The following is a 24,956-nucleotide window of genomic DNA, read 5'->3' on the forward strand; positions in this document are numbered from 1 at the left end:
CGTCCATGGTCTGACCGGCCTGCTCGACGAGTGCCGAGCCGTCCTGCACCTTGTGGGCGGAGTCCTCGATCAGCTCCTTGATTTCCTTGGCGGCGGCCGCGCTGCGCTGCGCGAGCGTGCGCACTTCGCCGGCCACCACCGCGAAGCCGCGGCCCTGCTCGCCCGCGCGCGCGGCTTCGACCGCCGCGTTGAGCGCGAGGATGTTGGTCTGGAACGCAATGCCGTCGATCACGCTGATGATGTCGACGATCTTGTTCGAGCTCGCCGAAATGCCGTTCATCGTGCCGACCACGCGGCCCACGACGTCCCCACCGCGGGCAGCGATCTCCGAGGCGTTGACCGCCAACTGGCTCGCCTGGCGCGCGTTGTCCGCGTTCTGCTTGACGGTCGCCGTGAGCTGCTCCATCGACGAGGCCGTCTCTTCGAGCGAGGCCGCCTGCTGCTCCGTGCGCGCCGACAGGTCCGTGTTGCCCGCCGCGATCTGCTGCGCGGCCGAGGTGATCGACTCGGTGCCCGAGCGGACTTCCGCCACGGTGCGCACGAGGCTGTCCTGCATGTGCTTCACGCCCTTGAAGAGGCGCCCCGTCTCGGTGTCGTTCCACACTTCGATGCGCTGCGTGAGGTCGCCCGCGGCGATTTTCTCGAAGTGCCGGATCGCGTCGTCGATCGGTCCGACGATGGCGCGCGTGAGCGTGACCTGCGTGATGATGCTCACGATCAGGCCGACGACGAGACCGACGCCGACCAGCCACATCACCAGCGTGTAGCGCGCCTGTGCGGCGAGGTAGCGTTCCTCCGCGTTCTTCACCTGCAGATCCGCCAGCACGGTCATCGCCTTGGTGTAGTCGGCGAACAGGCGCGGCACGTCCATCACGGTCTTGGCGTGGAAGTCGGGAATGTCGCCCGATTCGATGGCCTTGAGCGCCGGCAGGATGCCCTCGTTCACGACCTTGCCGCGGGCGGCCACGACGCTGTCGGCGAGCGGCTTTTCCTGCTCGTTCATCGGCAGCGCGGCGTAGGCGGCCCAAGCGTCGTCGGCCTTCTTCAGGTTGGTCCGCACACTCTCGATCGCGGTCTTGATCTCGGTCGGATCGGCGATGAATTCGATGCGCGAGAGCGTCACCCGGGCCGATAGCGTGGCGATCGTCGTCTGCGCGAGGGAACGCGACGAGGCCATGTCGTTCGAGTAGATTTCCTGAAGCGATGCGTTGCTCTGTCGCAGCGACAGAAGGCCCGCCGCGGCGCCCACGACCAGCAGCACCATGAAGAGTCCGAGCGCCAGCGTCAGCCGCGCCCGGATGGTGACATTCTTAAACATAACGACCTCTACCCCGTGAAGGCCGGCATGCCGCCGGCGTACTCATCCCAATCCATCGAAACGTCAAAACTCTTCCCAATCGCCGGAGTCGCTTGACGACGTATTTCCGGTGCTCCCCATGCCGCCCGCCGGGGCCTTGCCGCGACGCGCCGCCAATTGCAGGACCTGCGCATCTTCCGGTGCCGCGGCGCCCGGCGGCGTCGCGCCTGCCGGCGCCTGCGGCCGACGCGTCAGCGCGCGCGTCGCGCCGGCGCCGGCGCTGGCACGCGCCGGTGCGGCGTTGGCGCGAACCGGCGCGCTCGAGACGGCGGGCGCGACGGCCGGCACGGGCGGTGCGGCCTGCGCGCGCACTGCCGCGGCGCCGGCAACCGCGCCCGACGACCGGTGCAGCGCGGCCGCGCCGTGAACTTGCGTGGCCTGCAGCGCGTCGCCCACGCGGAACACGGACACGGCGTCGCGCAGGCGATGCGCCTGCTCTTCGAGCGAGCCGGCCGCGGCGGCCGCTTCTTCCACGAGCGCCGCGTTCTGCTGCGTGACTTCGTCCATCTGCGTCACGGCGCGGTTGACCTGCTCGATGCCGCTCGACTGCTCCGCCGACGCGGCCGAAATCTCGCCCATGATGTCGGTCACGCGCTGCACGGCCTGCACGATCTCGTCCATGGTCTGACCGGCCTGTGCCACGAGCGCGGAGCCGTTCTCCACACGCCCGACCGAGTCTTCGATCAGCACCTTGATTTCCTTGGCGGCGGCCGCGCTGCGCTGCGCGAGCGTGCGCACTTCGCCGGCTACCACCGCGAAGCCGCGGCCCTGCTCGCCCGCGCGCGCGGCTTCCACAGCCGCGTTGAGCGCGAGGATGTTGGTCTGGAACGCAATGCCTTCGATCACGCTGATGATGTCGACGATCTTGTGCGAGCTCGACGAGATGCCTTGCATCGTGTCGACGACGTTGCCCACCACCTGACCGCCGCGCGCGGCGATTTCCGAGGCGTTGACGGCGAGCGCGCTCGCCTGCTTGGCGTTGTCCGCGTTCTGCTTGACGGTCGCCGTGAGCTGCTCCATCGACGAGGCGGTCTGCTCGAGCGACGCGGCCTGCTGTTCGGTGCGCGCCGACAGATCCGTATTGCCCGCCGCGATCTCGCGCGAAGCCACGTTGATCGACTCGATGCCTTCGCGCACATCGGAGACGATGGACAGCAGGCTGTTCTTCATGACCGTCAGGCCGAACAGCAGCTGTCCGATCTCGTCGTTGCCGGTGCTCTCGGTCTTGCCGGTCAGATCGCCGGCCGCGATCTGCTTGGACATGGCGAGCGCAACGCGCAACGGGTGGTTGATCGCGCGACGCAGGATGCTGCCGAGCACGAACAGCACGATGATGCCGCCCACGACCGCCACGGCCGTGAACGTTCGCACGAGCGTGTGTTCCTTCTGCGACTGCTGATAGAGATCGGTGGCCTGCGTGAGCTCGAGGCGGGTGAGCACATTGAGCTCATCGCGCATCGGGCCGTAGGCCGGCTTCACCTTCTCGAGATAGGTCTGCTGGGCGCCCTCGGCCGAGCCGGCCTTGAGCATCTCGACGGTCTGCTGAAGGCCGTCGGTGGTAAAACGCTGGCGAATGACGTTAAAGCGCTCGGCCTGCGCCTGCGTGGACGGATCGACCGACTTCATGTACTCGGCCCACTGACGATTGATGTCCTCGAGGCTCGCGGCAATTTCGTCGCCGGCGCGCTTCATCGCGTCGAGGTTCGGGCTTCCCACCGCTTCGGCCACGAGCAGCACGTCGCGATCGAGCTTCTGGGCGATGACGCCGAGCGTGCTCACCGGCACCATGCCGTTCTTGTAGACCTGCAGCAGCTTGGTATTGCTGCTCGACACGCCCCACATGCCCAGTCCGCCCACGGCGGCGAGCAGGATCGCGCCGAGCACGATGATGCCGGTGAGCCGCGCGCGCAGGGTGTCGAGCCGGACTCGGCGCAGCAGCGCCGCAATGCCGCCGCGCTCGACGCGGCCCCCGCGAATGCGCAGATTGCCCGCCTGCCCGCTGCGCAAGCGGGCGTAGACCGATTCGGCTTCGGCGCTCGCGCCGGCAGCCGGGCGCACGCGCACCGACGTATAGCCCACGACGGCGCCGTTCTCCAGGGTCGGGGTGACGGTCGCGAGCACCCAGTAGTAGTCGCCGTTCTTGCGGCGGTTCTTGACCAGCCCCGTCCAGGTGTCGCCGCGCTTGATCGTCTCCCACAGATCGGCGAACGCCTCGGACGGCATGTCCGGATGCCGCACGATGTTGTGCGGCGAACCCAGCAGTTCGTCACGCGAATAGCCGCTCACCTCCACGAAGGCGGGATTGGCATACGTGATCCGACCCTTCAGATCCGTTCGCGAGATCAGGTACTGATGCTCGCCGATGACGAATTCGTTCTGGGTAACGGGCTGGTTATCGCGCACGTGTTCGGTCTCCGGGTCGTAGGGTCAATGGGTTATGTCTGTCGGGTCTGCGTCGCGGGTGTCTCGGCCCGTGCGTCGGTCTCGGCGGCAAGCCCTCAGCTCGCCAGACGTTCGATGAGCGCCATGTCGGCACTGGTCATCAGTTTCTCGATGTCCATCAGGATGAGCATGCGGCCTTCGACCGTGCCCAGGCCCGTGATGTACTCGGTGGCCAGTTGCGCGCCGAACTCGGGCGCCGGCTTGATTTCGCCGCGCGCGAGCGTGAGCACGTCGGACACGCCGTCGACCACCATGCCGACCACGCGGCCGGCCACGTTCAGGATGATCACCACGGTCTGCGTGTCGTACTCCACGCGGCCAAGGCGGAACTTGATGCGCATGTCCACGATCGGCACGATGATGCCGCGCAGGTTGATCACGCCCTTGATGAAGTCGGGCGCGTTGGCAATGCGCGTGACCGCGTCGTAGCCGCGGATTTCCTGCACCTTCAGAATGTCGATGCCGTATTCCTCCTCACCGAGCGTGAAGACCAGAAATTCATGACCGTCGCCATCGGTCTGCATGGCGCCGCCCTGGCGCGACACGGCATGCTCTTGCGAAAGGTTGTCCATCTAACGCGTCTCCGACTTCAGTTGAAGATGGTGGCAGCGCTCGAGCGCTGGCCGCGCTGGAGCGCCGCCACGTCGACGATCAATGCCACACTGCCGTCGCCCATGATGGTGGCGGCGGAAATACCGTGAATACGGCGGTAATTGGTTTCGAGATTCTTCACCACCACCTGCTGCTGCCCCACGAGCTCGTCGACGAGCAGCGCGAAGCGGCGCCCCTCCGCCTGGAGGATCACGATGATGCCCTGCGTGGGATCGTGGCGGGCATCGGGCACGTCGAACGCGCGGTAGAGCTCCACGAGCGGCAGGTACTCGCCGCGCACCAGCACGACCTGGCCTTCGCCGGTCACCGCGCGGATGTCGTCGCGACGCGGCTGCAGCGACTCCATGACGAAGTTCAGCGGCAGGATGAAGATCTCCGGGCCGACCTTGACGGACATGCCGTCGAGAATCGCGAGCGTGAGCGGCAGCACGATACGGATCGTGGTGCCCTTGCCGCGCGTGGACAGGATTTCCACGTGCCCGCCCATTTGCTGGATGTTTCGCTTGACGACGTCCATGCCCACGCCGCGTCCGGACACGTCGGTCACCGCCTCGGCCGTGGAGAAGCCCGGCATGAAAATCAGCTGCCAGACTTCTTCGTCGGTCATCGAGTCGGAGACCGGCAGGCCCTGCTGCTGCGCCTTGGCGAGAATCTTCTCGCGGCGCAGGCCCGCGCCGTCGTCGCTCACTTCGATGACGATGTTGCCGCCCTGATGCGCGGCCGAGAGCACGAGCTGACCGACCGGGTCCTTGCCCGCGGCCAGACGCGCTTCGGACGTCTCGATGCCGTGATCGAGGCTGTTGCGCACGAGGTGCGTGAGCGGATCGATGATGCGCTCGATGAGACTCTTGTCGAGTTCGGTCGCCTGGCCGAACGTCACCAGCTCGATCTGCTTGCCGAGCTTGCCCGCGAGATCGCGCACGAGGCGCGGGAAGCGCGAGAACACGTAGTCCATCGGCATCATGCGGATGGACATCACGGCTTCTTGCAGGTCGCGCGCGTTGCGCTCGAGCTGGCCCATGCCGTTGAACAGGCGGTCGTGCAGCATCGGGTCGAGGCTGCTCGCCGTCTGCGCGAGCATGGCCTGCGTGATCACCAGTTCGCCCACGAGGTTGATCAGCTGGTCGACTTTCTCCACGCCCACGCGAATCGAGCTGTTCTCGTGACCGGCGTTGCCGCCGGCGGCCGGCGCGGCAGCGCGCTTTTCGGGCGGATGGTGCGCACCGCCGCCATTGCCGGCGGACGCCCCCGCCGGCGGCGCGGGCGCGGCGCTCGGCACGACGATCGGGTCGGCGGCCGGCGGCGGCACGGGAGCGGCAGCGGCAGCGGGAGCGGCTGTGGCTGTGGCTGTGGCTGTAGCGAGGGGCTCGGCAGCGCTCACGTCGATCGGTGCGCAAGCGGAGGCAGGAGCGGCCGAGGCCGGCGGCGGCACGGGAGCGGAGATTTCGGAGGTGGCGGCGGGCGCCGCGGGCGCCTCGGCCGGCGCCGGCGCGGCGGCGTCCTGCACGTCGATCTGCGACGGCTCGATCACGAAGCAGCACACGGCGAGAATGTCGTCGGCGTCGCACGTGGTGTCGAGCCACAGGTGCAGCACGTCGCCGCTCGACTGACGGCCGGCGACCTGGCCGAGGTTGCCCAGCTCTTCGGCGAGCAACGTCTGGTCCTTCTCGCCCACGCCGGTGAGCGTGACCTTCAGACGCGTCTGACCCGCGGGCACGGCGCTCGTCGGCGCGCCGCTCGCGTGCGCGGCGGGCTCGGCGGCGGCCGGTGCCGTGGAAGCGGCCGGCGCGGCGGGTGCGGCAGGGGCGGCGGTTGCCGGCGCACCGCTTTCTTCGGCTGCGAGTTGCTGGAGCACCGCGCAGATGCGCGTCATCGCCTCGACGTCGGGTTCACTGGAGGCGCGGTAGGCATTCAGCTGTTGATGCAACACGTCTTTGGTTTCCAGGAAGGTGTCGACCATCTCGGTGCGCAACTGCAATTCGCCGCGACGCGCGCGGTCGAGCAGGTTTTCCAGCAGGTGAGTGGTCTCGGTGAGCGCGGTAAAGCCGAACGTGGCGGCGCCGCCCTTGATCGAGTGCGCCGCGCGAAAGATCGCGTTGAGCTGCTCGTTGTCGGGCGCGTTGACATCGAGCGCCAGCAGGAGGTGCTCCATTTCTGCGAGCAACTCTTCGGCTTCATCGAAAAAGGTCTGGTAGAACTGGGTGATATCCACCGGTTTCCTCGTCCTAACTTGGTTGTGCCATCGACGCCGTCATCAGGCGCCGTCGCCGACGAGCGAGCCCACCACGTCGACCAATGCCTCGGGGTCGACCGGCTTGATCAGCCAGCCGCTGGCGCCCGCCTCGCGGGCCGCCGTCTTGTAGGCGCCGTCGACTTCGGTGGTGAGCACCAGAATGGGCGTCTGCGCGAATGCGTCGAGTTCGCGCAGCGCGCGAATGAGCGACAGACCGTCCATGCCGGGCATGTGCTGATCGGTCAGCACCAGATCGAACGCGGCATTGGAGGCCAGCGCCAGCGCTTCCTGGCCGTCGCGTGCGGTCGTCACGGCGTAGCCGGCCTCATCGAGCGTGGCCGCCAGGATCTGACGCATCGACGCGGAATCGTCGACGGCGAGAATCGTGTTGCGCAGTGCCTGCATGCGTCTCCTCTTGTCGGTTATCGTGCGCCGGCCGAGCCGGCCGGACCTGCCGGAGGCGCGGGCGGCGCGGGCACGGCCGGCACCGTCGGCAGTGCCGGCGGCTCGCCGCCCAGCGCGGCGCTCACCGCGTTTGCCCCTGCGCCGCGCGCGTTCGCGGCGTCGATCGTCGGCTGGTCGCCTTCGTGCTTGACCGACTGCTCGGCGCGCCGGTTGAGCACGATGATGCTGATGCGGCGGTTGATGGGGTTGTACGCGTTGTCGCGATCGAGCGGCACGGTCGAGGCGAGCCCCACCACGCGCAGCACCTTCTCGCCGTCGAGCCCGCCGGCGATGAGCTCGCGGCGCGAAGCATTCGCGCGATCGGCGGACAGCTCCCAGTTGCTGTAGCTCTTGTCGCCCTGCGCGTAGGCCGTGGCGTCGGTGTGACCGGACAGGCTGATGCGGTTGGGCACGTCGTTGAGCGACTTGCCGATCTCGCGCAGGATGTCGCGCATATACGGCTGCACCTGCGCGCTCGCGTTGGCAAACATCGGTCGGTTCTGGTCGTCGACGATCTGGATGCGAAGTCCTTCGGTCGTCACGTCGATGAGCAACTGCTTGCGGAACTGCCGCAGCGTCGGATTATTCTCGATGGCTTTTTCGATGCGCGCCTTGAGCTCACGCAAACGCGCCGCATCGGCGCGCTCGGCAAGCTCGGTGGTCGTGGCCTGGCGCGAGCGCACCTGATCGCCGCGCGACTTCTGTCCGTCGGTGCGCGTGGTGTCGGCGCCGCCGCCGGGAATCACGCCGGCGTTCTCCGCGGCGTTACGCCCGCCCGTGAGCGCGACCTTGAGCGGCGTGCGGAAGTATTCGGCAATGCCCGCCAGCTCCTTGCTGCTCACGGAGCTGAGCAGCCACATGAGCAGGAAGAACGCCATCATGGCCGTCATGAAGTCGGCGTAGGCAATCTTCCACGCGCCGCCGTGATGGCCGTGGCCGCCCGCCTTGCGGCGCTTGACGACGATGGGCCGCTCTTCTTTCTCGCTCATTGCTGCCGCCCGTCAACGTGCCTTGACCTGCCGCACGTGCTCTTCAAGCTCGGCGAACGACGGACGGACGGTGGAGTACAGCACCTTGCGGCCGAACTCGACCGACAGCGCCGGTGCGTAGCCGTTCAGGCTGGCCAGCAGCGTGACCTTGATGCACTCGTAGAGCTTCACCGACTCGTTGATGCGGTGTTCGATGAGCTGCGCGAGCGGCGAAATGAAGCCGTAGGCGAGCAAAATGCCAAGGAACGTGCCCACGAGCGCCTGCGCGATGAGCGCGCCGAGCACCGCCGGCGGCTGGTCGGCCGAAGCCATCGTGTGGACCACGCCCATCACGGCGGCCACGATACCGAAGGCCGGCATGGCGTCGCCGGTCTTCTGCAGGCAGTGCGCGGGCACTTCGCCCTCGTGGCGATACGTCTCGATTTCGTGATCCATCAGGTTCTCGATCTCGAACGCATTCATGTTGCCGCTGACCATCAGGCGCAGATAGTCAGTGAGGAATTCCATGATGCGCGGCTCGCCGAGAATGCGCGGGTACTGCGAGAACACGGGGCTCGAGGCCGGGTCTTCCACGTCGCCTTCGATGGCGAGCATGCCGTCCTTGCGCGCCTTGGCGAGCAGCACGTACAGGAGCGCCATGAGCTCCATGTACAGCTCCTTGGTGTATTTCGAGCCCTTGAACAGCATTGGCAGGGCTTTCACCGTCGCCTTGATCGCCTTGCTGTTGTTGCCCACGACAAACGAGCCGACGCCCGCGCCACCGATGATCAGCAGCTCGGTCGGCTGAAACAGCGCGCCCAGGTGGCCCCCGCCAATGACGAAGCCGCCAAAGACCGACGCCAGAACGATGATGTAACCAATGACGACAAGCACTGCCGGATACCTCTCGCAAAAATACGTCTACGGAAAATTGTCCTTCCTGTTCAGAGGGCTTAACGGCAGACACGCAGGGAAACTGTAGGGGGTGCGACCTCGTGACGTGGCCGCGCTCAGGCGGCAAGCGGGGAAATATCGCCGCCGGTCGCCGGCGACGCCGCGGCGGGCGCGAGATCGGCGGCGGGCGCGTGCTTTGCTTTGCGGGTCTTTCCGGCGCGCGACGGCGGTGCGCACAGCCCGCAAACGTACTGGCCATGCGGCTCGTGCGCGTGCGTGACGAAATGGCCGCCGCAGCGCGTGCATGGCGTCATCTGCAGCATCTTGCTGTCGAAAAAGCGCACGAGCGTCCATGCCCGCGTAAACCCGAGCACCGCCTCCCATCCATGCAGTTCCACATGCTCGAGGTACAGGCGGTACGCCTTGACGATGGCTTCGATGCCCTGGCAGCCGCCGTACTGCACGAGGTGGCGGTAGATGTTGTGGAAAAGCGACGAGTGGATGTTCGGCAGCCACGTCACGAACCAGTCGGTCGAGAACGGCAGCATGCCCTTGGGCGGCGAGGCGCCCTTGAGTTCCTTGTAGAGCTTGATGAGCCGGTCCCGGCTCAGGCTCGTTTCCGCTTCCAGCAACTGGAGGCGGGCACCGAGTTCGATCAGCTCGATGGCCAGCTGAATCTCCCTGGCCTCGAGGACGACGCTTTTGGTACGCATATACAGGCTTCCTGGCTAGTCACGCGTGGCGCCGCCCCCTGGGGCGACGCGGCGCGTGTCGCGTGCTCAGCCGATCTGCTCGACGGGCTGGCCCGCCAGCAGGATCGAGGCGTGCGACTGCTGCATACCCACGTCTTTCGCGCCATGCGTGAGGCTCGAGAGGATTACGTGGTCGTCGAATCGAAATCGGCACAGGAGCTGGTTCGACCCCGCGAATTTGACGAGTTGAGCCAGAGTAAGACTGCCGAGCACGTCGGCCAGCTGATCGCTGATGCCCAGGCGGAACATCGCCGCCGCGCGATCCTCGCGGATCAGGCGCTGAGCCAGGACAAGGTAGGAGAGATTCAACTCGCGAATCTCATTCAGTGTTTCGCTGTTTCGCATGCGGCCCCCCGGCGCAATGGATTATCTGGCGGTACTACTGGTTTTACCCCCGCATTGTGGATAAAGGCGAAAGATAAAGAAATCGGAGAAAAACTACGGAAAATGATGAGAAAAGCGGAAGTTTTTTGTAGGAGTTTTTCCTACAGGACGGGGACGCACGTCCCCTGCGATGCGTTCGGAGCGAACGATCGGCGGCGGAGGGATGACGGCTTCATGAAAGCGTCACGAAGCTGCGCTCTACTACATGGCTGTATTTCGGCGGTCTGCCGCCGAACTTTAGCCGTCCTCGCAAAAATACTTGGGGGGCCTTCTGCCAGGACGTCTGGACCGTACTTTGCCAATCGAGCGGGCACCGTAACAGCGCAATTACAAACTGTTACAGGTCTGGTGCCGCGGCACGAATTCCAGGTTTGGAAGGAAAGCTCGGGTTGCGGTTCCCAGGGACTCGGGAAATCGACGTCAGGCCGCGCCCGCGGGCGGTGGCAGCGCCGGACCGGCGCGGCGGATGAGCACCGTGTGCAGGCACCACGAGAGGCCGCCGCACACCGCGATGACGGCGGCCATCGGCACCGCGGAGCGGGCGTGCAGTAGCCCGACCGCCGCACCGGCGCCTGCCGCCGCGAGGAACTGCAGCGCACCTAGCAGCGCCGACGCGGCGCCCGCGCGCTGGTGCTGTCGGTTCAGGGCTTCCGCGATCGCGTTGGGCTGCGAAAAGCCGAGGCTCGCGACGAAGGCGAAGAGCGGCACCATCAGCCCGGGCAGCCCGCCGAGACGCAGCGCCGCCACGCACAGCAGTAGCAGGCCGAGAATGGCGACGAGATTGTTGGTGCGCCGCAACACGTCGGCCGGACGGCGCGTGCGCAGCAGGTGCGCGTTGATCTGCGAGCCCCCGATGATGCCGCACGCATTGATCCCGAACAGCCAGCCGTAGTTCGCCGGATCGACGCCGTAGAGGTTGATGAAAACGAACGGCGAACCGGTGATGTAGGCGAACATGCCGGCCTGCGCGACGCCGCCCGCGAGCGCGTTGCCCATGAACTCGCGATCGCGCAGCAGCACGCCGTAGTTGTGCCATGCCGTCGCGAGCCAGTTGCGTGCTCCGCGGGCCGCGGCACGCGTCTCCGGCAGCCAGTAGACGGACATCGCGAAGCAGAGTGCGCCGAAGGCGGTCAATCCCCAGAAAATCCAGCGCCAGCTCACGAAGAGCAGCAACTGTCCGCCGGCCAATGGCGCGAGGATGGGCGCCGCGCCCATGATCAGCGTCATGCGCGAGAGCACGCGCGCCACGGTGCTCGTATCGAACAGGTCGCGCGCCATGGCGCGTGCGATCACGAAGCAGGCGCAGCCGCCCACGGCCTGAACGAAGCGGCAGACGATCAGCGTCTCGATGTTCGGCGCCAGCGCGCAGCCGGCCGACGCCAGGGTGTAGAGCGCCAGTCCGGCGTAGAGCGGACGCTTGCGTCCGAACCGGTCGGCGAGCGGGCCGTGCAACAGTTGTCCCAGCCCCAGTCCGATGAAGAACGACGCGAGCGTGAATTGCGCCGCCGCGTCCGTCGTATTCAGTTCGCGCGCGATCGCGGGCAATGCCGGCAGATACATGTCGATCGACAGCGAGCCGATGGCCGACAGGATGCCGAGTACGAAGACGGTGCGGAAATAGTGGGTGGACATGATGCGGGCCTAGGGTAATCCCGAATGATACGGCATTGTCCCCGGTCTCGCCCAAACCTTGAGCAGCGGGCGCACGGGTGCAGGCGACGCCGGGGTCGCCCGCACCGGCGGCGGCCAGGCGGCCGCGGCCCGCGAGCGTGTGCGCCGCGCTCAGGCCGTCCTGGCTTCCGACAGCCCCAGCGACTCGACCATCTGCTCGCGCATGATGAACTTCTGCACCTTGCCCGTGACCGTCATCGGCATTTCGTCGACGAAGCGGATGTAGCGCGGAATCTTGTAGTGCGCGATCTGGTCCTTGCAGAACGCCCGGATCTCGTCCTCGGTGGCGGTCTGCCCCGGCTTCAGAATGATCCACGCGCAGACCTCTTCGCCATACTTCGCGTCAGGCACGCCGAACACCTGCACGGCCTGCACCTTCGGATGGCGGAACAGGAATTCCTCGATCTCGCGCGGGTAGATGTTCTCGCCGCCGCGAATGAGCATGTCCTTCACGCGCCCGACGATGTTGCAATAGCCCTCTTCGTCGAGCGTGGCCAGATCGCCCGTGTGCATCCAACCGTCGCGAATGGCTTCGCGCGTGCGCGGCTCGTCGTCCCAGTAGCCCAGCATCACCGAGTAGCCCTTGGTGCACAGCTCGCCCTTCTCGCCGACGGGCACGATCTCGCCGGCGGCATCGACGAGTTTCACCTCGAGGTGCGGCTGCACGCGACCGACCGTGGTCACGCGCTTGTCCAGCGGGTCGGTCGTGGTGGTCTGGAACGACACCGGGCTCGTCTCGGTCATGCCGTAGGCGATGGTCACCTCGCTCATGTGCATCTCGCTGATCACGCGCTTCATCGTCTCGATCGGACACGGCGAGCCGGCCATGATGCCCGTGCGCAGCGTATCGAAATGGTAGTTGCCGAACTCCGGGTGATCGAGCTGCGCGATGAACATCGTCGGCACGCCGTGCAATGCCGTGCAGCTCTCTTCCGAGACGGCCGCCATGGTGGCCTTCGGGTCGAAGGCCTCGCCCGGGAACACCATCGTCGCGCCGGTCGAGACGCACGCGAGCACCGACAGCACCATGCCGAAGCAGTGATAGAACGGCACCGGAATGCACAGGCTGTCGTGCTCGGAGAAGCGCATCGCCATGGCGATGAAGCGGCCGTTGTTGACGATGTTGTGGTGCGTGAGCGTGGCGCCCTTCGGACTGCCCGTCGTGCCGCTCGTGAACTGGATGTTGATCGGCTCGAAGCAGTCGAGACTGTCGGAGATCGCGCGCAGCGTGGCGAGGTCGGCGTCGGCGCCCAGCGTCACCACGTCGCTGTAGTTCATCATGCCCGGCGTGATGCCGGCACCCATGCGAATGATGGTGCGCAACGTCGGCAATTTTTCCGAGTGAAGCTCGCCTGGCGCGCACTGCGCGAGTTCGGGCGCGAGCGTGCCGAGCATGTCGAGATAGCGCGACGTCTTGAACGACTCCGCTGTCACCAGCGCCTTGCAGCCGACCTTGTTGATGGCGTATTCGAGCTCGGCGAGGCGATACGCGGGATTGATGTTCACGAGAATCAGCCCGATGCGCGCGGTGGCGAACTGCGTGACCAGCCACTCCACGCGATTGGGCGACCAGATGCCCACGCGGTCGCCCTTCTTCAGGCCGAGCGCCACGAGCCCGGCCGCGAACGTATCCACATGCGCGAGGAATTCGCGCCAGGTCCAGTCCACGCCCTGCTCGCGAAACACTACCGCCTGCCGCTCGGCGAACCTGGCCGCCGTCTCGGCGAGCAGCCCGAATACCGTCAGCGTCGAGAGCGGCACATCGGTGTCGCCCTTCACATACGACAATCCATTACGAGGTACAACGCCCGCACCTTCCCGGCTTTCCATGCTTGTGTCTCCTGAAGCAATGCTGAAGTGGCGAAATGCTGTCGCGCGACGTCCATGCCAGTGGATGGCCCGCCTGTCGTTGCACCGAACGACGGCGGGCTCGTGTTCATAACAATAGCGCGTCGAACTCGATTGACGTTTACGTTAACGTAATTCGAGTGACGTCACGAGTGGGGATGGCCCTGAGTCGCACGCGTGGCCTGGATGCGGGTCATGACACGATGGCGTCACAACGCTGTCGACGAGATGGGCGCAGGCCGGTGGAGGTCCGTGGTGGCCCTGCGACGGGCCAAAAGACAAAAACCCCATGCACTGAATGCATGGGGTTTTCGGCCGGACCGGTGAGGTTCGGCGGGCATCGGGGCCGCGCGGAACACCATCGCCACATCGCGATGGCCTCTCGCGGCACCGGCGCCAATTTACATCTTCGCCTTGCGGAACTTCTGGATCGCCGCGAGTTGGGCGACGGCTTCGGCCAGTTCGGCCTGTGCCTTCGCGTACTCGATATTCGAGTCCTTGTTCGCGAGCGCTTCTTCCGCGCGGCGCTTGGCTTCGGCGGCCTTCGCCTCGTCAAGGTCCTTGCCGCGGATGGCGGTGTCGGCGAGCACGGTCACCGTGTTCGGCTGCACTTCGAGAATGCCGCCGGCCACGAAGACGAAGTCCTCGTTACCTGCTTCATCTTCGATGCGCACCGCGCCCGGCTTGATGCGCGTGATCAGCGGCGTGTGGCCGGGCAGAATACCCAGCTCGCCCGCTTCGCCGGGCAGCGCCACAAAGCGCGCCTCACCCGAGAAGATCTGCTCTTCCGCGCTGACGACGTCTACGTGAATGGTTGCCATAATCGCTCCCGTTGAGTGTGATGAAGCGGCAGGCGCGCCAGTCCGGACGTTGCCGTCCTCGCTCCGCTACCCCGCCCTGCAACAGTCACCTGCCGGGCGCGGCGGCGACTCTCGCGAGGCGCCGCCGCTTCCCGGCACTCAACCGTTTACTGCATCTTCTTGGCTTTTTCGAACGCTTCGTCGATCGTGCCAACCATGTAGAAGGCCTGCTCCGGCAGGTGGTCGCACTCGCCGTCGACGATCATCTTGAAGCCGCGGATCGTTTCCTTGAGCGGAACGTACTTGCCCGGCGAGCCCGTGAACACTTCTGCCACGTGGAACGGTTGCGACAGGAAGCGCTGGATCTTACGGGCGCGCGCCACGGCCAGCTTGTCTTCCGGCGACAGTTCGTCCATGCCCAGAATCGCGATGATGTCGCGCAGTTCCTTGTAGCGCTGCAGCGTCGACTGCACGCGGCGGGTCACCGTGTAGTGCTCTTCGCCAATCACGTTCGGGTCGATCTGGCGCGAGGTCGAGTCGAGCGGATCGACGGCCGGGTAGATACCCAGCGAGGCGATGTCACGCGAGAGCACGACGGTGGCGTCCAAGTGACCGAAGGTGGTCGCCGGCGACGGGTCGGTCAAGTCATCGGCAGGCACGTACACGGCCTGCACCGACGTGATCGAGCCGGTCTTGGTCGACGTAATGCGCTCCTGGAGCTTACCCATTTCTTCAGCCAGCGTCGGCTGATAGCCCACGGCCGACGGCATACGGCCGAGCAGTGCCGACACTTCGGTACCGGCCAGCGTGAAACGGTAGATGTTGTCCACGAAGAACAGCACGTCGCGACCTTCGTCACGGAAGTGCTCGGCCATCGTCAGGCCGGTCAGCGCGACGCGCAGACGGTTGCCCGGCGGCTCGTTCATCTGGCCGTACACCAGCGCGACCTTGTCCAGAACGTTCGAGTCCTTCATTTCGTGGTAGAAGTCGTTCCCTTCACGGGTACGCTCGCCCACGCCGGCGAACACCGAATAACCGCCGTGTTCCTTGGCGATGTTATTGATGAGCTCCATCATGTTCACGGTCTTGCCCACACCGGCGCCACCGAACAGACCCACCTTGCCGCCCTTGGCGAACGGGCAGATCAGGTCGATAACCTTGATGCCGGTCTCGAGCAGTTCCGTCGACGGCGACAGCTCGTCGAATGCCGGCGCCTTCTGGTGGATCGAACGGGTGTGATCCTGTGCGATCGGACCGGCTTCGTCGATCGGACGGCCCAGCACGTCCATGATGCGACCCAGCGTCGGCTTGCCGACCGGCACCGTGATCGGCAGACCGGTGTTCTTCACCGTCATACCGCGGCGCAGGCCTTCGGAGGAACCCAGACAGATGGTGCGGACCACGCCGTCGCCCAGCTGCTGCTGGACTTCGAGCGTCAGTTCCGAACCGTCCATAATGAGCGCGTCGTAGATCTTCGGCATGCTCTCGCGCGGGAACTCCACGTCGATCACGGCGCCGATGCACTGTACGATCTTGCCTTCAATCAAAGCAGTACTCATCGCTTTTCCTTTAGATACTCAAATTCATTTCGCCTTGCGGCGCATCGGCCCGTGCCACCGCTTACACCGCGGCGGCGCCACCCACGATTTCGGACAGTTCCTTCGTGATCGCTGCTTGACGGCCCTTGTTGTAGACCATCTGCAATTCACCGATCACGGTCTTCGCGTTGTCCGACGCGGCCTTCATGGCCACCATGCGGGCGGACTGTTCCGACGCCATGTTCTCTGCGACTGCCTGATACACGACAGCTTCGACGTAACGCACCAGCAGGGCATCCACCACCGTCTTTGCATCCGGTTCGTAGATGTAGTCCCACGAATGCTGTGCCGGCACCGCGCTCGCTTCTTCCGAGGCGCCTTCGAGCTTCTCGGGCAGCGGCAGCAGCTGCTCGACCACGGCTTCCTGCTTCATCGTGTTGACGAAGCGGTTGTAAGCCAGGTACACGGCGTCGAGCTTGCCTTCGGCGTATGCGTCGAGCTGAACCTTCACCGCACCGATGAGCTTGTCCAGATGCGGGGTGTCGCCCAGTTGCACGACGTGCGAGACCACCTTCGCGCCGATACGGTTCAGGAAGCCAAGCCCCTTGCCGCCGATGGCGGTGGCCTCGATCTTCAGGCCCTGGGCTTCGATGTCCTTCATCTTGTTCACCACGGCACGCAGCACGTTGGTGTTCAAGCCGCCGCACAGGCCCTTGTCCGTCGTCACCACGATGATGCCCGCCGCTTTCGCGTCTTCGTGCTTCACCATGAACGGGTGGTGGTATTCCGGATTCGCCTGGCCCATATGCGCGGCGATCTGGCGCACCTTGTCAGCGTAAGGCCGGGCATGACGCATGCGTTCCTGCGCCTTGCGCATTTTCGACGCGGCCACCATTTCCATGGCCTTGGTGATCTTGCGCGTGTTTTGCACGCTCTTGATCTTGCCGCGAATTTCCTTCATTCCAGCCATTGCTTACTCCTTGTCTCGGCGCGACGTTCGCTGTTGCCCGAACGTCGCGCCTTCCCGGGTCCGTTGAATAGTTGCCGATTCAACCGGATTAGTAAGCGCCGGTCTTCTTGAAGTCCTTGATCGCAGCGTGCAGGGCGGCTTCGTCGTCCTTCGAGAGATCCTTCGTCTCTTCGATACGGCCGATGAGCGCGCCGTGGCTGGTCTTCAGAACTTCGCGCAGACCCTTCTCGAACGGCAGCACCTGGGAGACCTCGAGGTCGTCCAGATAGCCGTTGTTGGCGGCGAACAGCGACACGGCCAGCTCCCAGACCTGCAGCGGCTGGTATTGCGGCTGCTTGAGCAGTTCCGTCACGCGGCGGCCGCGCTCGAGCTGCTTGCGGGTGGCTTCGTCCAGGTCCGAGGCGAACTGCGCGAATGCGGCCAGTTCACGGTACTGCGCGAGGTCGGTACGGATACCGCCCGACAGCTTCTTGATGACCTTGGTCTGTGCAGCACCGCCCACGCGCGACACCGAGATACCGGCGTTGATTGCCGGACGGATGCCCGCGTTGAACAGATCGGTTTCCAGGAAGATCTGGCCGTCGGTAATCGAGATCACGTTCGTCGGAACGAATGCGGTCACGTCGCCGGCCTGCGTTTCGATCACCGGCAGGGCGGTCAGCGAGCCGCTTTGGCCCTTGATCGCACCGTTGGTGAACTTCTCGACGTACTCTTCCGAGACGCGCGCGGCGCGCTCGAGCAGGCGCGAGTGCAGGTAGAACACATCGCCCGGGTACGCTTCACGGCCCGGCGGACGGCGCAGCAGCAGCGAGATCTGACGATAGGCCCAGGCTTGCTTGGTCAAGTCGTCATAGATGATCAGCGCGTCTTCGCCGCGGTCGCGGAAGTACTCGCCCATGGTGCAGCCGGCGTAAGGTGCGATGAACTGCATCGCGGCCGAGTCCGAAGCCGTGGCCGTCACGATAATCGTGTACTCCATCGCGCCGTGCTCTTCGAGCTTGCGCACCACGTTCATGATCGACGAAGCCTTCTGACCGATGGCGACGTAGACGCAGGTCACGCCTTTGCCCTTTTGCGAGATGATCGTGTCGATGGCCACGGCGGTCTTGCCCGTCTGGCGGTCACCAATGATCAGCTCACGCTGGCCGCGGCCGATCGGCACCATGGCGTCGATAGCCTTGGTACCCGTTTGCAGCGGCTGCGACACCGACTTACGCCAGATCACGCCCGGGGCGATCTTTTCGATGGCGTCGGTCATCTTGGCGTTGACCGGGCCCTTGCCGTCGATCGGCTGGCCCAGTGCGTCAACGACGCGGCCCTTCAGTTCCGGGCCGACCGGCACTTCCAGAATGCGGCCCGTGCACTTGACGGTGTCGCCTTCCGAGATGTGCTCGTACTCGCCCAGAATCACGGCGCCGACGGAGTCGCGCTCGAGGTTCAGTGCCAGACCGAAGGTGTTGCCCGGGAATTCGAGCATTTCACCTTGCATCACGTCCGACAGGCCGTGGATGCGGCAGATACCGTCAGTCACCGAGATCACGGTGCCTTCGTTACGGACTTCGGCGCCGCTCTCGAGACCTTGAATCCGGCTCTTGATCAGTTCGCTGATTTCAGAGGGATTGAGTTGCATATGTGCTCCTGATATTCAATTCTTGCCGTCGCAGGCGATTCGCGCCGGCCTTCAGGCCGTCAGCGACGTCCGCATGGCCGCCAGGCGGGCGCGCACCGAAGTGTCCAGCACCTCGTCGCCAACCACCACACGCACGCCGCCGATGAGCGACGAATCCACCGTCACCGTCGGGTTGAGCTTGCGGCCGAACTTGTGCTCGAGGCCCTTGACCAGCGAGGTCAGTTGCTCACCTTCGAGCGGGAAGGCGCTTTCGATCAAGGCGTCTGCCGAACCGGCGGCGGCGTTCTTCAACGCTTCGAACTGCCCGGCGATTTCCGGCATGGCTGCCAGACGACCGTTCTCGACCACGGCGGCGACGAAGTTGCGCACTTCGGCGTCGGTCGATTTCACGGCGGCGGTCAGCACGTCGACGACTTGCGTCGGCGTCACTTTCGGATCGTCGGCCAGATTGGCCACTTCGGGCAGCGCTGCCACCTGCGCCAGTTCGCGCACCAGCTCGGACCAGCGATTCAGGTCGCCGGCCTTGGCCACGCGGAACAACGCCTCAGCGTACGGACGAGCGATGGTTGCGAGTTCGGCCATGATCAGAGCTCTGCCTTGAGTTGGTTCAGCAGGTCGGCGTGGGCCTTGGCGTCGATTTCGCGCTTCAGGATCTGCTCGGCGCCCTTGACGGCCAGACCGGCAACTTCCTCGCGCAGCGATTCACGGACCTTGACGGCCTGGTTCTCGGCTTCCGCCTTGGCGTTGGCGATGATGCGAGCGGCTTCGGCCTGCGCCTGGGCCTTGATCTCGTCGGCCACGGCCAGTGCGCGCTTCTCCGCGTCGGCAATACGCTTTGCGCCTTCGTCGCGAGCTTCCGCGAGAGCTTGCGTGGAGCGCTTGTTGGCGGCTTCGAGTTCGGCCTTGCCCTTGTCGGCAGCGGCCAGTCCGTCGGCGATTTTCTTCGCGCGTTCGTCGATAGCCTTGATCAGCGGCGGCCACACGAACTTCATCGTGAACCATGCCAGGATCAGAAACACGACGGTTTGCGCGAACAGAGTTGCGTTAATGTTCACGGTGTTTCCTTTCGGTGATGCGAGTCGATTGGCAAAACAGCGCACCCCATCATGCCTGCTGGCTTGGGCGCGCCGTTCATGTCCAGTTGGCCGCGCGGATCAGTGCGCGACCGGCCGAAAGAAACTTAAGCGAGCTTCGACAGCAGCGGGTTCGCGAATGCGAACAGCATGGCAACACCCACGCCGATCAGGAATGCGGCGTCGATCAGGCCAGCCAGCAGGAACATCTTCGTTTGCAGCGGGTTCATCAGCTCCGGCTGACGAGCGCATGCCTCGATGTACTTACCGCCCATCAGCGCGATACCCAGACAGGCGCCGATTGCGCCCAGACCGATGATGATGCCGATACCGATAGCGGTCAGACCCTGGATGTTAGCGATGAAAGCTTGCATGATTACTCCTATTGGTTAGAGACTTGAAACTTTAAATTTGAAAACCGAAAAACCGGGAAACACGTAACAACCGCAACAACCGATCAGTGATGGTCGTGCGCCTGGCCGATATACACCAGCGTGAGCATCATCATGATGAACGCCTGGAGCAACACGATCAGGATGTGGAAAATCGCCCATGCGGTGCCGGCAATGACGTGGCCGACAAAACCCAGCACCGACGCATCCGCGCCAAAGCTCCAGATCCCGCCCAGCAGGGCGATCAGCAGGAACACCAGTTCGCCGGCGTACATATTGCCGAACAGTCGCATGCCGAGCGACACGGTCTTGGCACAGAATTCGATGATGTTGAGCAGCAGGTTCGGAATCCACAGCAGGAAGTGGTTGCCGAACGGTGCGGTGAAGAGCTCATGCATGAAGCCGCCGGCGCCCTTGATCTTGAAGCTGTAGAACAGCATCAGAAGGAGCACGCCGACCGAGATACCGAGCGTGCCGTTCAGGTCGGCCGTCGGAACGATACGGTGATGGGTGATGATCGACTCGAGGCCGACCCAGCCGATGATTTTCGACGGCAGGTCGACCGGCAGCAAGTCGAGCGAGTTCATGAGCGCGACCCAGACGAACACGGTGAGCGCGAGCGGCGCGATGAAGGCACGGTTGCCGTGCACGATGCTCTTCGACTGGTCTTCGACCATCTCCACGAGCATTTCGACGGCGGCCTGGAAACGGCCCGGCACGCCGGAAGTCGCCTTACGGGCGGCCAGCCACAGCAGGAAACAGCCCAGAACGCCCATCGTGATCGACCAGAACATGGTGTCCCAGTTGATGATCGAGAAGTCGACGATCTTGGTCTGCGTCGAGCTCGCGAGGTTTTGCAGGTGGTGCGAAATGTACTCCGACGGGTTCGGAGCGTGGCTTCCGGCTTCTACTGACATAGCGATCAAACACCCAATTATGAAAATCCGCACACGGCAGCGTGTCGACGCGTGAGCGGTTTTCACCGCTACTTCAGTGCCATCGCGAGCCAATAGGCCTTGAGCGCGAGCACGAAGGTGACCAGCAACGCTACCCAGTGAACCCCGGGGTAACCGAACGCTACGGCCACCAACAACGCAATCGTCGTTGCTACCTTGACCGCTTCCCCCATCACCAGCGAACCGACGGAGAGGCGATCACCTGACATTCTCAACCGCAGCGCAAACAGCGCGCCCGGCAACCAACCGATCATTCCGCCCAGCCAAGCGGACACCGCCGCGTCCCGTGGCGATGCCGAGAGAAGCCACCAGGCCAGTGTCGCGACCAGCGACAGTAGTACCTGGGCTCCCACCACCCTGAATGGAGTCACACGGGATGCGCGCCCCACATCGGGACCGAACAGGCGCTCGGCCTGCGCACGCGTGAGCGGAACGATTGTTTCTTGCTCCTGCTCGTCGTCCCAAGCCTCTGATGTTGCACGTGCCGGCGCTTGCGGTTTCGGTTCCAAGTTCGACCGTTGTTCGTCGGCCATCTCGTTCCCTCCCCGCCCGACTCGTGCAAAACGAATGGGCTCTTCAAGCAGATAAATCCGCGAGATTTTACGGGACATTACGAACGGCAGTCAATCGAAACGCGCAACAAATTCGCCGAAATTGTGCAGTGCATGCGTCGATTTGGCGCCAACTCTCACGGACCGCCATTTTCCTCATGGTGCAGCGCGGGATTCCCCGCGAACGCTGCGCAATCCCTGCAGCTAGACGTCGTTCGGTGCGTGATCACACCCATTTCAGTGCGAGGTAGCCTAGCCCGAATGCCACCGCATAAAACGGGACGGACACCCAATGAAAATGCCACCAGATCCGGCGGGATTTCGCCGTGCGCAATGCGATCAGATTCGCGAGCGAACCGACGGCCAGACCGAAGCCACCCACGGCGACCCCATGCGCGAGCGCCGGCCAATTGTGGCTGTACTCCGCGAGCAGGATTGCCGCGGGAACGTTGCTGATGAATTGCGAGAGAAGGGCCGCGCCGGCATATGCCGCACCATCGCCCGAGAAATCGACGTGCCCGAGCGCCGAGTGGACCGCCGGCAATTCGGCCACGCCGCGCAGCACGACGAACATCAGCACGAAGATCGCCAGCAGCAGCCAGTCGATGCCTAGCACGGCGCTGCGTCGCACGGCCAGCAGCAGCGCCGCCACGCCGGCACACGCCCACGCCGCACGCCCGTGATCGGCAAGCGCCACGAAGGCCACGAACGAGACGAGTGCGGTCCACAGCAGCGGCCAGTGCACGTCATGCGTCGGGCCGCGTCGCTGAAAGTGCAGTGCGCGTGAATCGAACGCGGCGGCACACACCGCGAGCAGTACGGCCATGAGCGCGAGCGTGACCGGCGTCATCATCGCGATGTACGCGCCAAAGCCCATACCGCTGCGCTGCCACAGGAAGAGATTCTGCGGATTGCCGAGCGGCGTGAGGCTGGAGCCCGCGTTCACGGCGAGCGCCAGGAAGATGATGAGACGTTCGATGCGCACGGGCGCGATACGCGCAAGCGACTGCGCCAACGGCACCACGGCGAAGAGTGCGACGTCATTGGTGAGCAGCGTGGAGAGCGCAGCGGCGAACGTCACCATCAGTAATGCGAGGCGGCGCTCCGTGCGAAACGCTCTCAGCAGGCGCTGGGCCAACCAGTCGAGAAAGCCGCTCTGATCGATCGCGCGCGTGAGCATCAACAAGCCGGCGAGCGTGAGGATCGTCTGCCGGTCGATGCGATGCCACAGTTCGCCCGCACTCGCGGGACGCGCGATCTGCAGCATCACGAAGCCGACGAGCAGGATGACGAGCACACGGTCGGCACGCACGCGCGCATACGTCGCTCGCAGCGCGCGCCCGAGCCGCGACGTGAGTGGCCTGCAGGATGCCTGCGGCGTAGACGGGTCAGCCGCCGCACGCGAATTGTCCGATGCGCCTGGCTTACCGGGCTTACCGAGCTTATCCACCTCATCGACCTCATCGACCTTATCGATGTCATCGATCTTCCCGGCGGCGCGCTGCACGCCGGCGTCCGCGCAAGCCGGCCGGATGGGCGGCTCCCCGGTAGGCGCTGCTGTCATATCGAATCGTTCAGGGTGCCGAAATCATTCGGCGCGGATGCGCGCGAGAATACCGTCGAGAGCGTCGAGACTGCCGAACTCGATCGTGAGCTGCCCGGCCCCCTTGCGGCCGACCTTGATCTTGACGTTGGACGCGAGCAAATCCGAGAGCTCTTCCTCGAGACGCGTCACGTCGCGGCCGCCCTCTTGCGCCGACCGGCGGCGAATGCCGTCACCTTGCGGCTTGAGCGACGCATTGACGATGCGCTCCGTGTCGCGCACCGACAAACGCTTGTTCACCACCTGATTGGCCAGCGTGATCTGCGTGGCCGCATCGACGGCGAGCAATGCGCGCGCGTGCCCCATGTCGAGATCGCCGGCGAGCAGCATCGTCTGCACCGGTTGCGCGAGATTGAGCAAACGCAGCAGGTTCGACACGGCGCTGCGCGAGCGGCCCAGCGACTGCGCGGCTTGTTCGTGCGTGTAGTTGAATTCGCCGAGCAGACGCTGAATGCCTTGCGCCTCTTCGAGCGGATTCAGATCTTCGCGCTGAATGTTCTCGATCAGCGCCATTGCGGCGGCGGCCTCGTCGGGCACGTCACGCACGAGCACGGGCACTTCGGCCAGTCCCGCAATGCGCGCGGCGCGAAAACGTCGCTCGCCCGCAATAATTTCGTACTTCTCACCATCGACGCGGCGCACGAGAATCGGCTGCATCAGGCCTTGCGCGCGAATGCTCGCGGCGAGTTCCTGCAATGCGCCCTCGTCCATACGCGTGCGCGGCTGATACTTGCCGGCCTGCAGGCGCTCGAGCGCCATCATGGCGGGCGCGCCATCGGCAGTGGCCTGCGTCGCGCCGTTGTGGTTATCGGCGTGCGCGCCGAGCAGCGCTTCGAGGCCGCGGCCCAGGCCTTTCTTTTTCAGTGCGTTGGTCTTGGTCGCCATGACAATGCGTTCCTGCGCGAATGCGCCTTACATAGTTTGAATGCGCGCGATCATCTCCGCGCCGAATTGCAGATACGCTTTCGCGCCGCGCGAAGCGGGATCGAAAACGACACCCGGCATACCGTAGCTCGGCGCTTCGGCGAGCCGCACATTGCGCGGAATGATGGCGTTGAAAACCTTGTCCCCGAAATGCTCCTTGAGCTGCTCGGAGACTTGCTGCTGCAGCGTGATGCGCGGATCGAACATCACGCGCAGCAACCCGATGACCTTCAGGTCGCGATTGAGGTTCGCGTGCACCTGCTTGATCGTGTTGACGAGATCCGACAGCCCTTCGAGCGCGAAATACTCGCACTGCATCGGAATGATCACGCCATGCGCGGCGCACAGGCCATTGAGCGTGAGCAGCGAAAGCGTGGGCGGGCAGTCGATCAGCACGAAGTCGTATGCGTCTTCAACCTTGGCGAGCGCCTGCTTGAGACGCGTGTCGCGGTTCTCCAGCGAGACGAGCTCCACGTCGGCGCCGGCCAGCTCGCGGTTCGCGGGCAACACGTCATAGCCGCCCGTCTCCGAGCGCTGAGCGCTCGCCGCGACATCGGCGCCATCGACCAGCACTTCGTACACGCTCGACTCGAGCGCGGCCTTGTCGATGCCGCTGCCCATCGTGGCGTTGCCCTGCGGGTCCAGGTCGACCAGCAAGACACGCTGCCCGTGCGACGCCAGTCCGGCAGCGAGGTTCACCGTGGTGGTCGTCTTGCCGACGCCGCCCTTCTGATTGGCCACGCAGAAAATTTTCGCCATGCCGATGTAGTCCTCCGAATGCTGCCGTATTGAAGCGATTGATGCCGATGGTGCACATGATGCCGGGATGAAGCGCAATTGCGAAGGCGATGCCGCCGACCGCCCGCCGGCCCGCATGGCCGCACACTGCATCCCGAAAGTTCGACCGCAAACCC

General features: G+C 64.9%; 23 protein-coding genes. All 23 read right to left on the bottom strand.

Annotated features, from left to right (window positions below; all coding sequences use genetic code 11):
• On the bottom strand, positions 1 to 1,318 hold a 1,318-nt coding region (locus CDN36_RS20630), incomplete at its 3' end, for a methyl-accepting chemotaxis protein (protein WP_287497753.1).
• A gap of 63 nt (positions 1,319 to 1,381) precedes the next feature.
• Entirely contained in the window at positions 1,382 to 3,760 is a 2,379-nt protein-coding gene (locus CDN36_RS20635) for a methyl-accepting chemotaxis protein (protein WP_287497754.1), read from the bottom strand.
• Between the two features lie 95 nt (positions 3,761 to 3,855).
• Positions 3,856 to 4,371 carry a chemotaxis protein CheW gene (locus CDN36_RS20640; RefSeq protein WP_150556982.1) on the bottom strand — a complete coding sequence of 172 codons (516 nt, stop codon included), beginning with the start codon at positions 4,369 to 4,371 and terminating at the stop codon, positions 3,856 to 3,858.
• Positions 4,372 to 4,388: 17 nt separating this feature from the next.
• On the bottom strand, positions 4,389 to 6,623 hold the full coding sequence (cheA, locus tag CDN36_RS20645) for a chemotaxis protein CheA (RefSeq protein WP_287497755.1): 2,235 nt from the start codon (positions 6,621 to 6,623) through the stop codon (positions 4,389 to 4,391).
• A 42-nt stretch (positions 6,624 to 6,665) separates the two neighbouring features.
• Positions 6,666 to 7,049, bottom strand: coding sequence for a response regulator (locus CDN36_RS20650; protein WP_370750078.1), 384 nt, complete (start codon positions 7,047 to 7,049; stop codon positions 6,666 to 6,668).
• Positions 7,050 to 7,066: 17 nt separating this feature from the next.
• Positions 7,067 to 8,077 (bottom strand): flagellar motor protein MotB, encoded by a 1,011-nt coding sequence (motB, locus tag CDN36_RS20655; protein WP_287497756.1) that lies wholly within the window; start codon positions 8,075 to 8,077, stop codon positions 7,067 to 7,069.
• 12 nt (positions 8,078 to 8,089) lie between these two features.
• The gene (gene motA / locus CDN36_RS20660; protein WP_150555513.1) at positions 8,090 to 8,950 is read right to left on the bottom strand and encodes a flagellar motor stator protein MotA; all 861 of its coding nucleotides are present in this window, start codon (positions 8,948 to 8,950) and stop codon (positions 8,090 to 8,092) included.
• Between the two features lie 116 nt (positions 8,951 to 9,066).
• Positions 9,067 to 9,663, bottom strand: coding sequence for a flagellar transcriptional regulator FlhC (gene flhC / locus CDN36_RS20665; RefSeq protein WP_150555512.1), 597 nt, complete (start codon positions 9,661 to 9,663; stop codon positions 9,067 to 9,069).
• A gap of 66 nt (positions 9,664 to 9,729) precedes the next feature.
• A complete protein-coding gene (gene flhD, locus CDN36_RS20670) occupies positions 9,730 to 10,047 on the bottom strand; it encodes a flagellar transcriptional regulator FlhD (RefSeq protein WP_023598340.1) in 318 nt (105 codons plus the stop codon).
• Positions 10,048 to 10,506: 459 nt separating this feature from the next.
• Positions 10,507 to 11,718, bottom strand: coding sequence for a Bcr/CflA family multidrug efflux MFS transporter (locus CDN36_RS20675; RefSeq protein ID WP_287497757.1), 1,212 nt, complete (start codon positions 11,716 to 11,718; stop codon positions 10,507 to 10,509).
• Between the two features lie 150 nt (positions 11,719 to 11,868).
• A complete protein-coding gene (locus CDN36_RS20680) occupies positions 11,869 to 13,587 on the bottom strand; it encodes an AMP-binding protein (RefSeq protein ID WP_287497758.1) in 1,719 nt (572 codons plus the stop codon).
• Between the two features lie 419 nt (positions 13,588 to 14,006).
• Positions 14,007 to 14,426: a F0F1 ATP synthase subunit epsilon gene (locus CDN36_RS20685; RefSeq protein ID WP_039406794.1), complete on the bottom strand. Its 420-nt coding sequence runs from the start codon at positions 14,424 to 14,426 to the stop codon at positions 14,007 to 14,009.
• A 146-nt stretch (positions 14,427 to 14,572) separates the two neighbouring features.
• Positions 14,573 to 15,964 (bottom strand): F0F1 ATP synthase subunit beta, encoded by a 1,392-nt coding sequence (gene atpD / locus CDN36_RS20690; RefSeq protein ID WP_150555509.1) that lies wholly within the window; start codon positions 15,962 to 15,964, stop codon positions 14,573 to 14,575.
• Between the two features lie 61 nt (positions 15,965 to 16,025).
• Entirely contained in the window at positions 16,026 to 16,913 is an 888-nt protein-coding gene (gene atpG, locus CDN36_RS20695; RefSeq protein ID WP_150555508.1) for a F0F1 ATP synthase subunit gamma, read from the bottom strand.
• An 88-nt stretch (positions 16,914 to 17,001) separates the two neighbouring features.
• Entirely contained in the window at positions 17,002 to 18,543 is a 1,542-nt protein-coding gene (gene atpA, locus CDN36_RS20700; RefSeq protein ID WP_150555507.1) for a F0F1 ATP synthase subunit alpha, read from the bottom strand.
• Between the two features lie 51 nt (positions 18,544 to 18,594).
• Positions 18,595 to 19,125, bottom strand: coding sequence for a F0F1 ATP synthase subunit delta (locus tag CDN36_RS20705; RefSeq protein ID WP_150555506.1), 531 nt, complete (start codon positions 19,123 to 19,125; stop codon positions 18,595 to 18,597).
• A 2-nt stretch (positions 19,126 to 19,127) separates the two neighbouring features.
• On the bottom strand, positions 19,128 to 19,598 hold the full coding sequence (locus CDN36_RS20710) for a F0F1 ATP synthase subunit B (RefSeq protein WP_206110968.1): 471 nt from the start codon (positions 19,596 to 19,598) through the stop codon (positions 19,128 to 19,130).
• Positions 19,599 to 19,723: 125 nt separating this feature from the next.
• Positions 19,724 to 19,990 (bottom strand): F0F1 ATP synthase subunit C, encoded by a 267-nt coding sequence (gene atpE, locus CDN36_RS20715; protein ID WP_010807762.1) that lies wholly within the window; start codon positions 19,988 to 19,990, stop codon positions 19,724 to 19,726.
• Positions 19,991 to 20,073: 83 nt separating this feature from the next.
• The gene (atpB, locus tag CDN36_RS20720; RefSeq protein ID WP_150555504.1) at positions 20,074 to 20,925 is read right to left on the bottom strand and encodes a F0F1 ATP synthase subunit A; all 852 of its coding nucleotides are present in this window, start codon (positions 20,923 to 20,925) and stop codon (positions 20,074 to 20,076) included.
• A gap of 68 nt (positions 20,926 to 20,993) precedes the next feature.
• Entirely contained in the window at positions 20,994 to 21,497 is a 504-nt protein-coding gene (locus CDN36_RS20725) for an ATP synthase subunit I (protein WP_150555503.1), read from the bottom strand.
• Between the two features lie 244 nt (positions 21,498 to 21,741).
• Entirely contained in the window at positions 21,742 to 23,079 is a 1,338-nt protein-coding gene (locus CDN36_RS20730; RefSeq protein WP_287497759.1) for an SLC13 family permease, read from the bottom strand.
• Positions 23,080 to 23,103: 24 nt separating this feature from the next.
• Positions 23,104 to 24,003 carry a ParB/RepB/Spo0J family partition protein gene (locus tag CDN36_RS20735; protein WP_287497760.1) on the bottom strand — a complete coding sequence of 300 codons (900 nt, stop codon included), beginning with the start codon at positions 24,001 to 24,003 and terminating at the stop codon, positions 23,104 to 23,106.
• Between the two features lie 27 nt (positions 24,004 to 24,030).
• Positions 24,031 to 24,801, bottom strand: a complete 771-nt coding sequence (locus CDN36_RS20740; protein WP_150555501.1) for a ParA family protein — start codon at positions 24,799 to 24,801, stop codon at positions 24,031 to 24,033.
• Between the last annotated feature and the right edge of the window lie 155 nt (positions 24,802 to 24,956).

The organism is Pandoraea sp. CB10b_02 (genome assembly GCF_002216225.1).
In the GTDB taxonomy this organism is placed as follows: domain Bacteria; phylum Pseudomonadota; class Gammaproteobacteria; order Burkholderiales; family Burkholderiaceae; genus Pandoraea; species Pandoraea nosoerga.

What these genes read in the sequence shown, in the direction of transcription:
- CDN36_RS20640 (WP_150556982.1), bottom strand. Translation starts at nt 4,371, where the DNA reads ATGGACAACCTTTCGCAAGAGCATGCCGTGTCGCGCCAGGGCGGCGCC.
- CDN36_RS20650 (WP_370750078.1), bottom strand. Translation starts at nt 7,049, where the DNA reads ATGCAGGCACTGCGCAACACGATTCTCGCCGTCGACGATTCCGCGTCG.
- motB (WP_287497756.1), bottom strand. Translation starts at nt 8,077, where the DNA reads ATGAGCGAGAAAGAAGAGCGGCCCATCGTCGTCAAGCGCCGCAAGGCG.
- flhC (WP_150555512.1), bottom strand. Translation starts at nt 9,663, where the DNA reads ATGCGTACCAAAAGCGTCGTCCTCGAGGCCAGGGAGATTCAGCTGGCC.
- flhD (WP_023598340.1), bottom strand. Translation starts at nt 10,047, where the DNA reads ATGCGAAACAGCGAAACACTGAATGAGATTCGCGAGTTGAATCTCTCC.
- CDN36_RS20675 (WP_287497757.1), bottom strand. Translation starts at nt 11,718, where the DNA reads ATGTCCACCCACTATTTCCGCACCGTCTTCGTACTCGGCATCCTGTCG.
- CDN36_RS20680 (WP_287497758.1), bottom strand. Translation starts at nt 13,587, where the DNA reads ATGGAAAGCCGGGAAGGTGCGGGCGTTGTACCTCGTAATGGATTGTCG.
- CDN36_RS20685 (WP_039406794.1), bottom strand. Translation starts at nt 14,426, where the DNA reads ATGGCAACCATTCACGTAGACGTCGTCAGCGCGGAAGAGCAGATCTTC.
- atpD (WP_150555509.1), bottom strand. Translation starts at nt 15,964, where the DNA reads ATGAGTACTGCTTTGATTGAAGGCAAGATCGTACAGTGCATCGGCGCC.
- atpG (WP_150555508.1), bottom strand. Translation starts at nt 16,913, where the DNA reads ATGGCTGGAATGAAGGAAATTCGCGGCAAGATCAAGAGCGTGCAAAAC.
- atpA (WP_150555507.1), bottom strand. Translation starts at nt 18,543, where the DNA reads ATGCAACTCAATCCCTCTGAAATCAGCGAACTGATCAAGAGCCGGATT.
- CDN36_RS20705 (WP_150555506.1), bottom strand. Translation starts at nt 19,125, where the DNA reads ATGGCCGAACTCGCAACCATCGCTCGTCCGTACGCTGAGGCGTTGTTC.
- atpE (WP_010807762.1), bottom strand. Translation starts at nt 19,990, where the DNA reads ATGCAAGCTTTCATCGCTAACATCCAGGGTCTGACCGCTATCGGTATC.
- atpB (WP_150555504.1), bottom strand. Translation starts at nt 20,925, where the DNA reads ATGTCAGTAGAAGCCGGAAGCCACGCTCCGAACCCGTCGGAGTACATT.
- CDN36_RS20725 (WP_150555503.1), bottom strand. Translation starts at nt 21,497, where the DNA reads ATGGCCGACGAACAACGGTCGAACTTGGAACCGAAACCGCAAGCGCCG.
- CDN36_RS20730 (WP_287497759.1), bottom strand. Translation starts at nt 23,079, where the DNA reads ATGACAGCAGCGCCTACCGGGGAGCCGCCCATCCGGCCGGCTTGCGCG.
- CDN36_RS20735 (WP_287497760.1), bottom strand. Translation starts at nt 24,003, where the DNA reads ATGGCGACCAAGACCAACGCACTGAAAAAGAAAGGCCTGGGCCGCGGC.
- CDN36_RS20740 (WP_150555501.1), bottom strand. Translation starts at nt 24,801, where the DNA reads ATGGCGAAAATTTTCTGCGTGGCCAATCAGAAGGGCGGCGTCGGCAAG.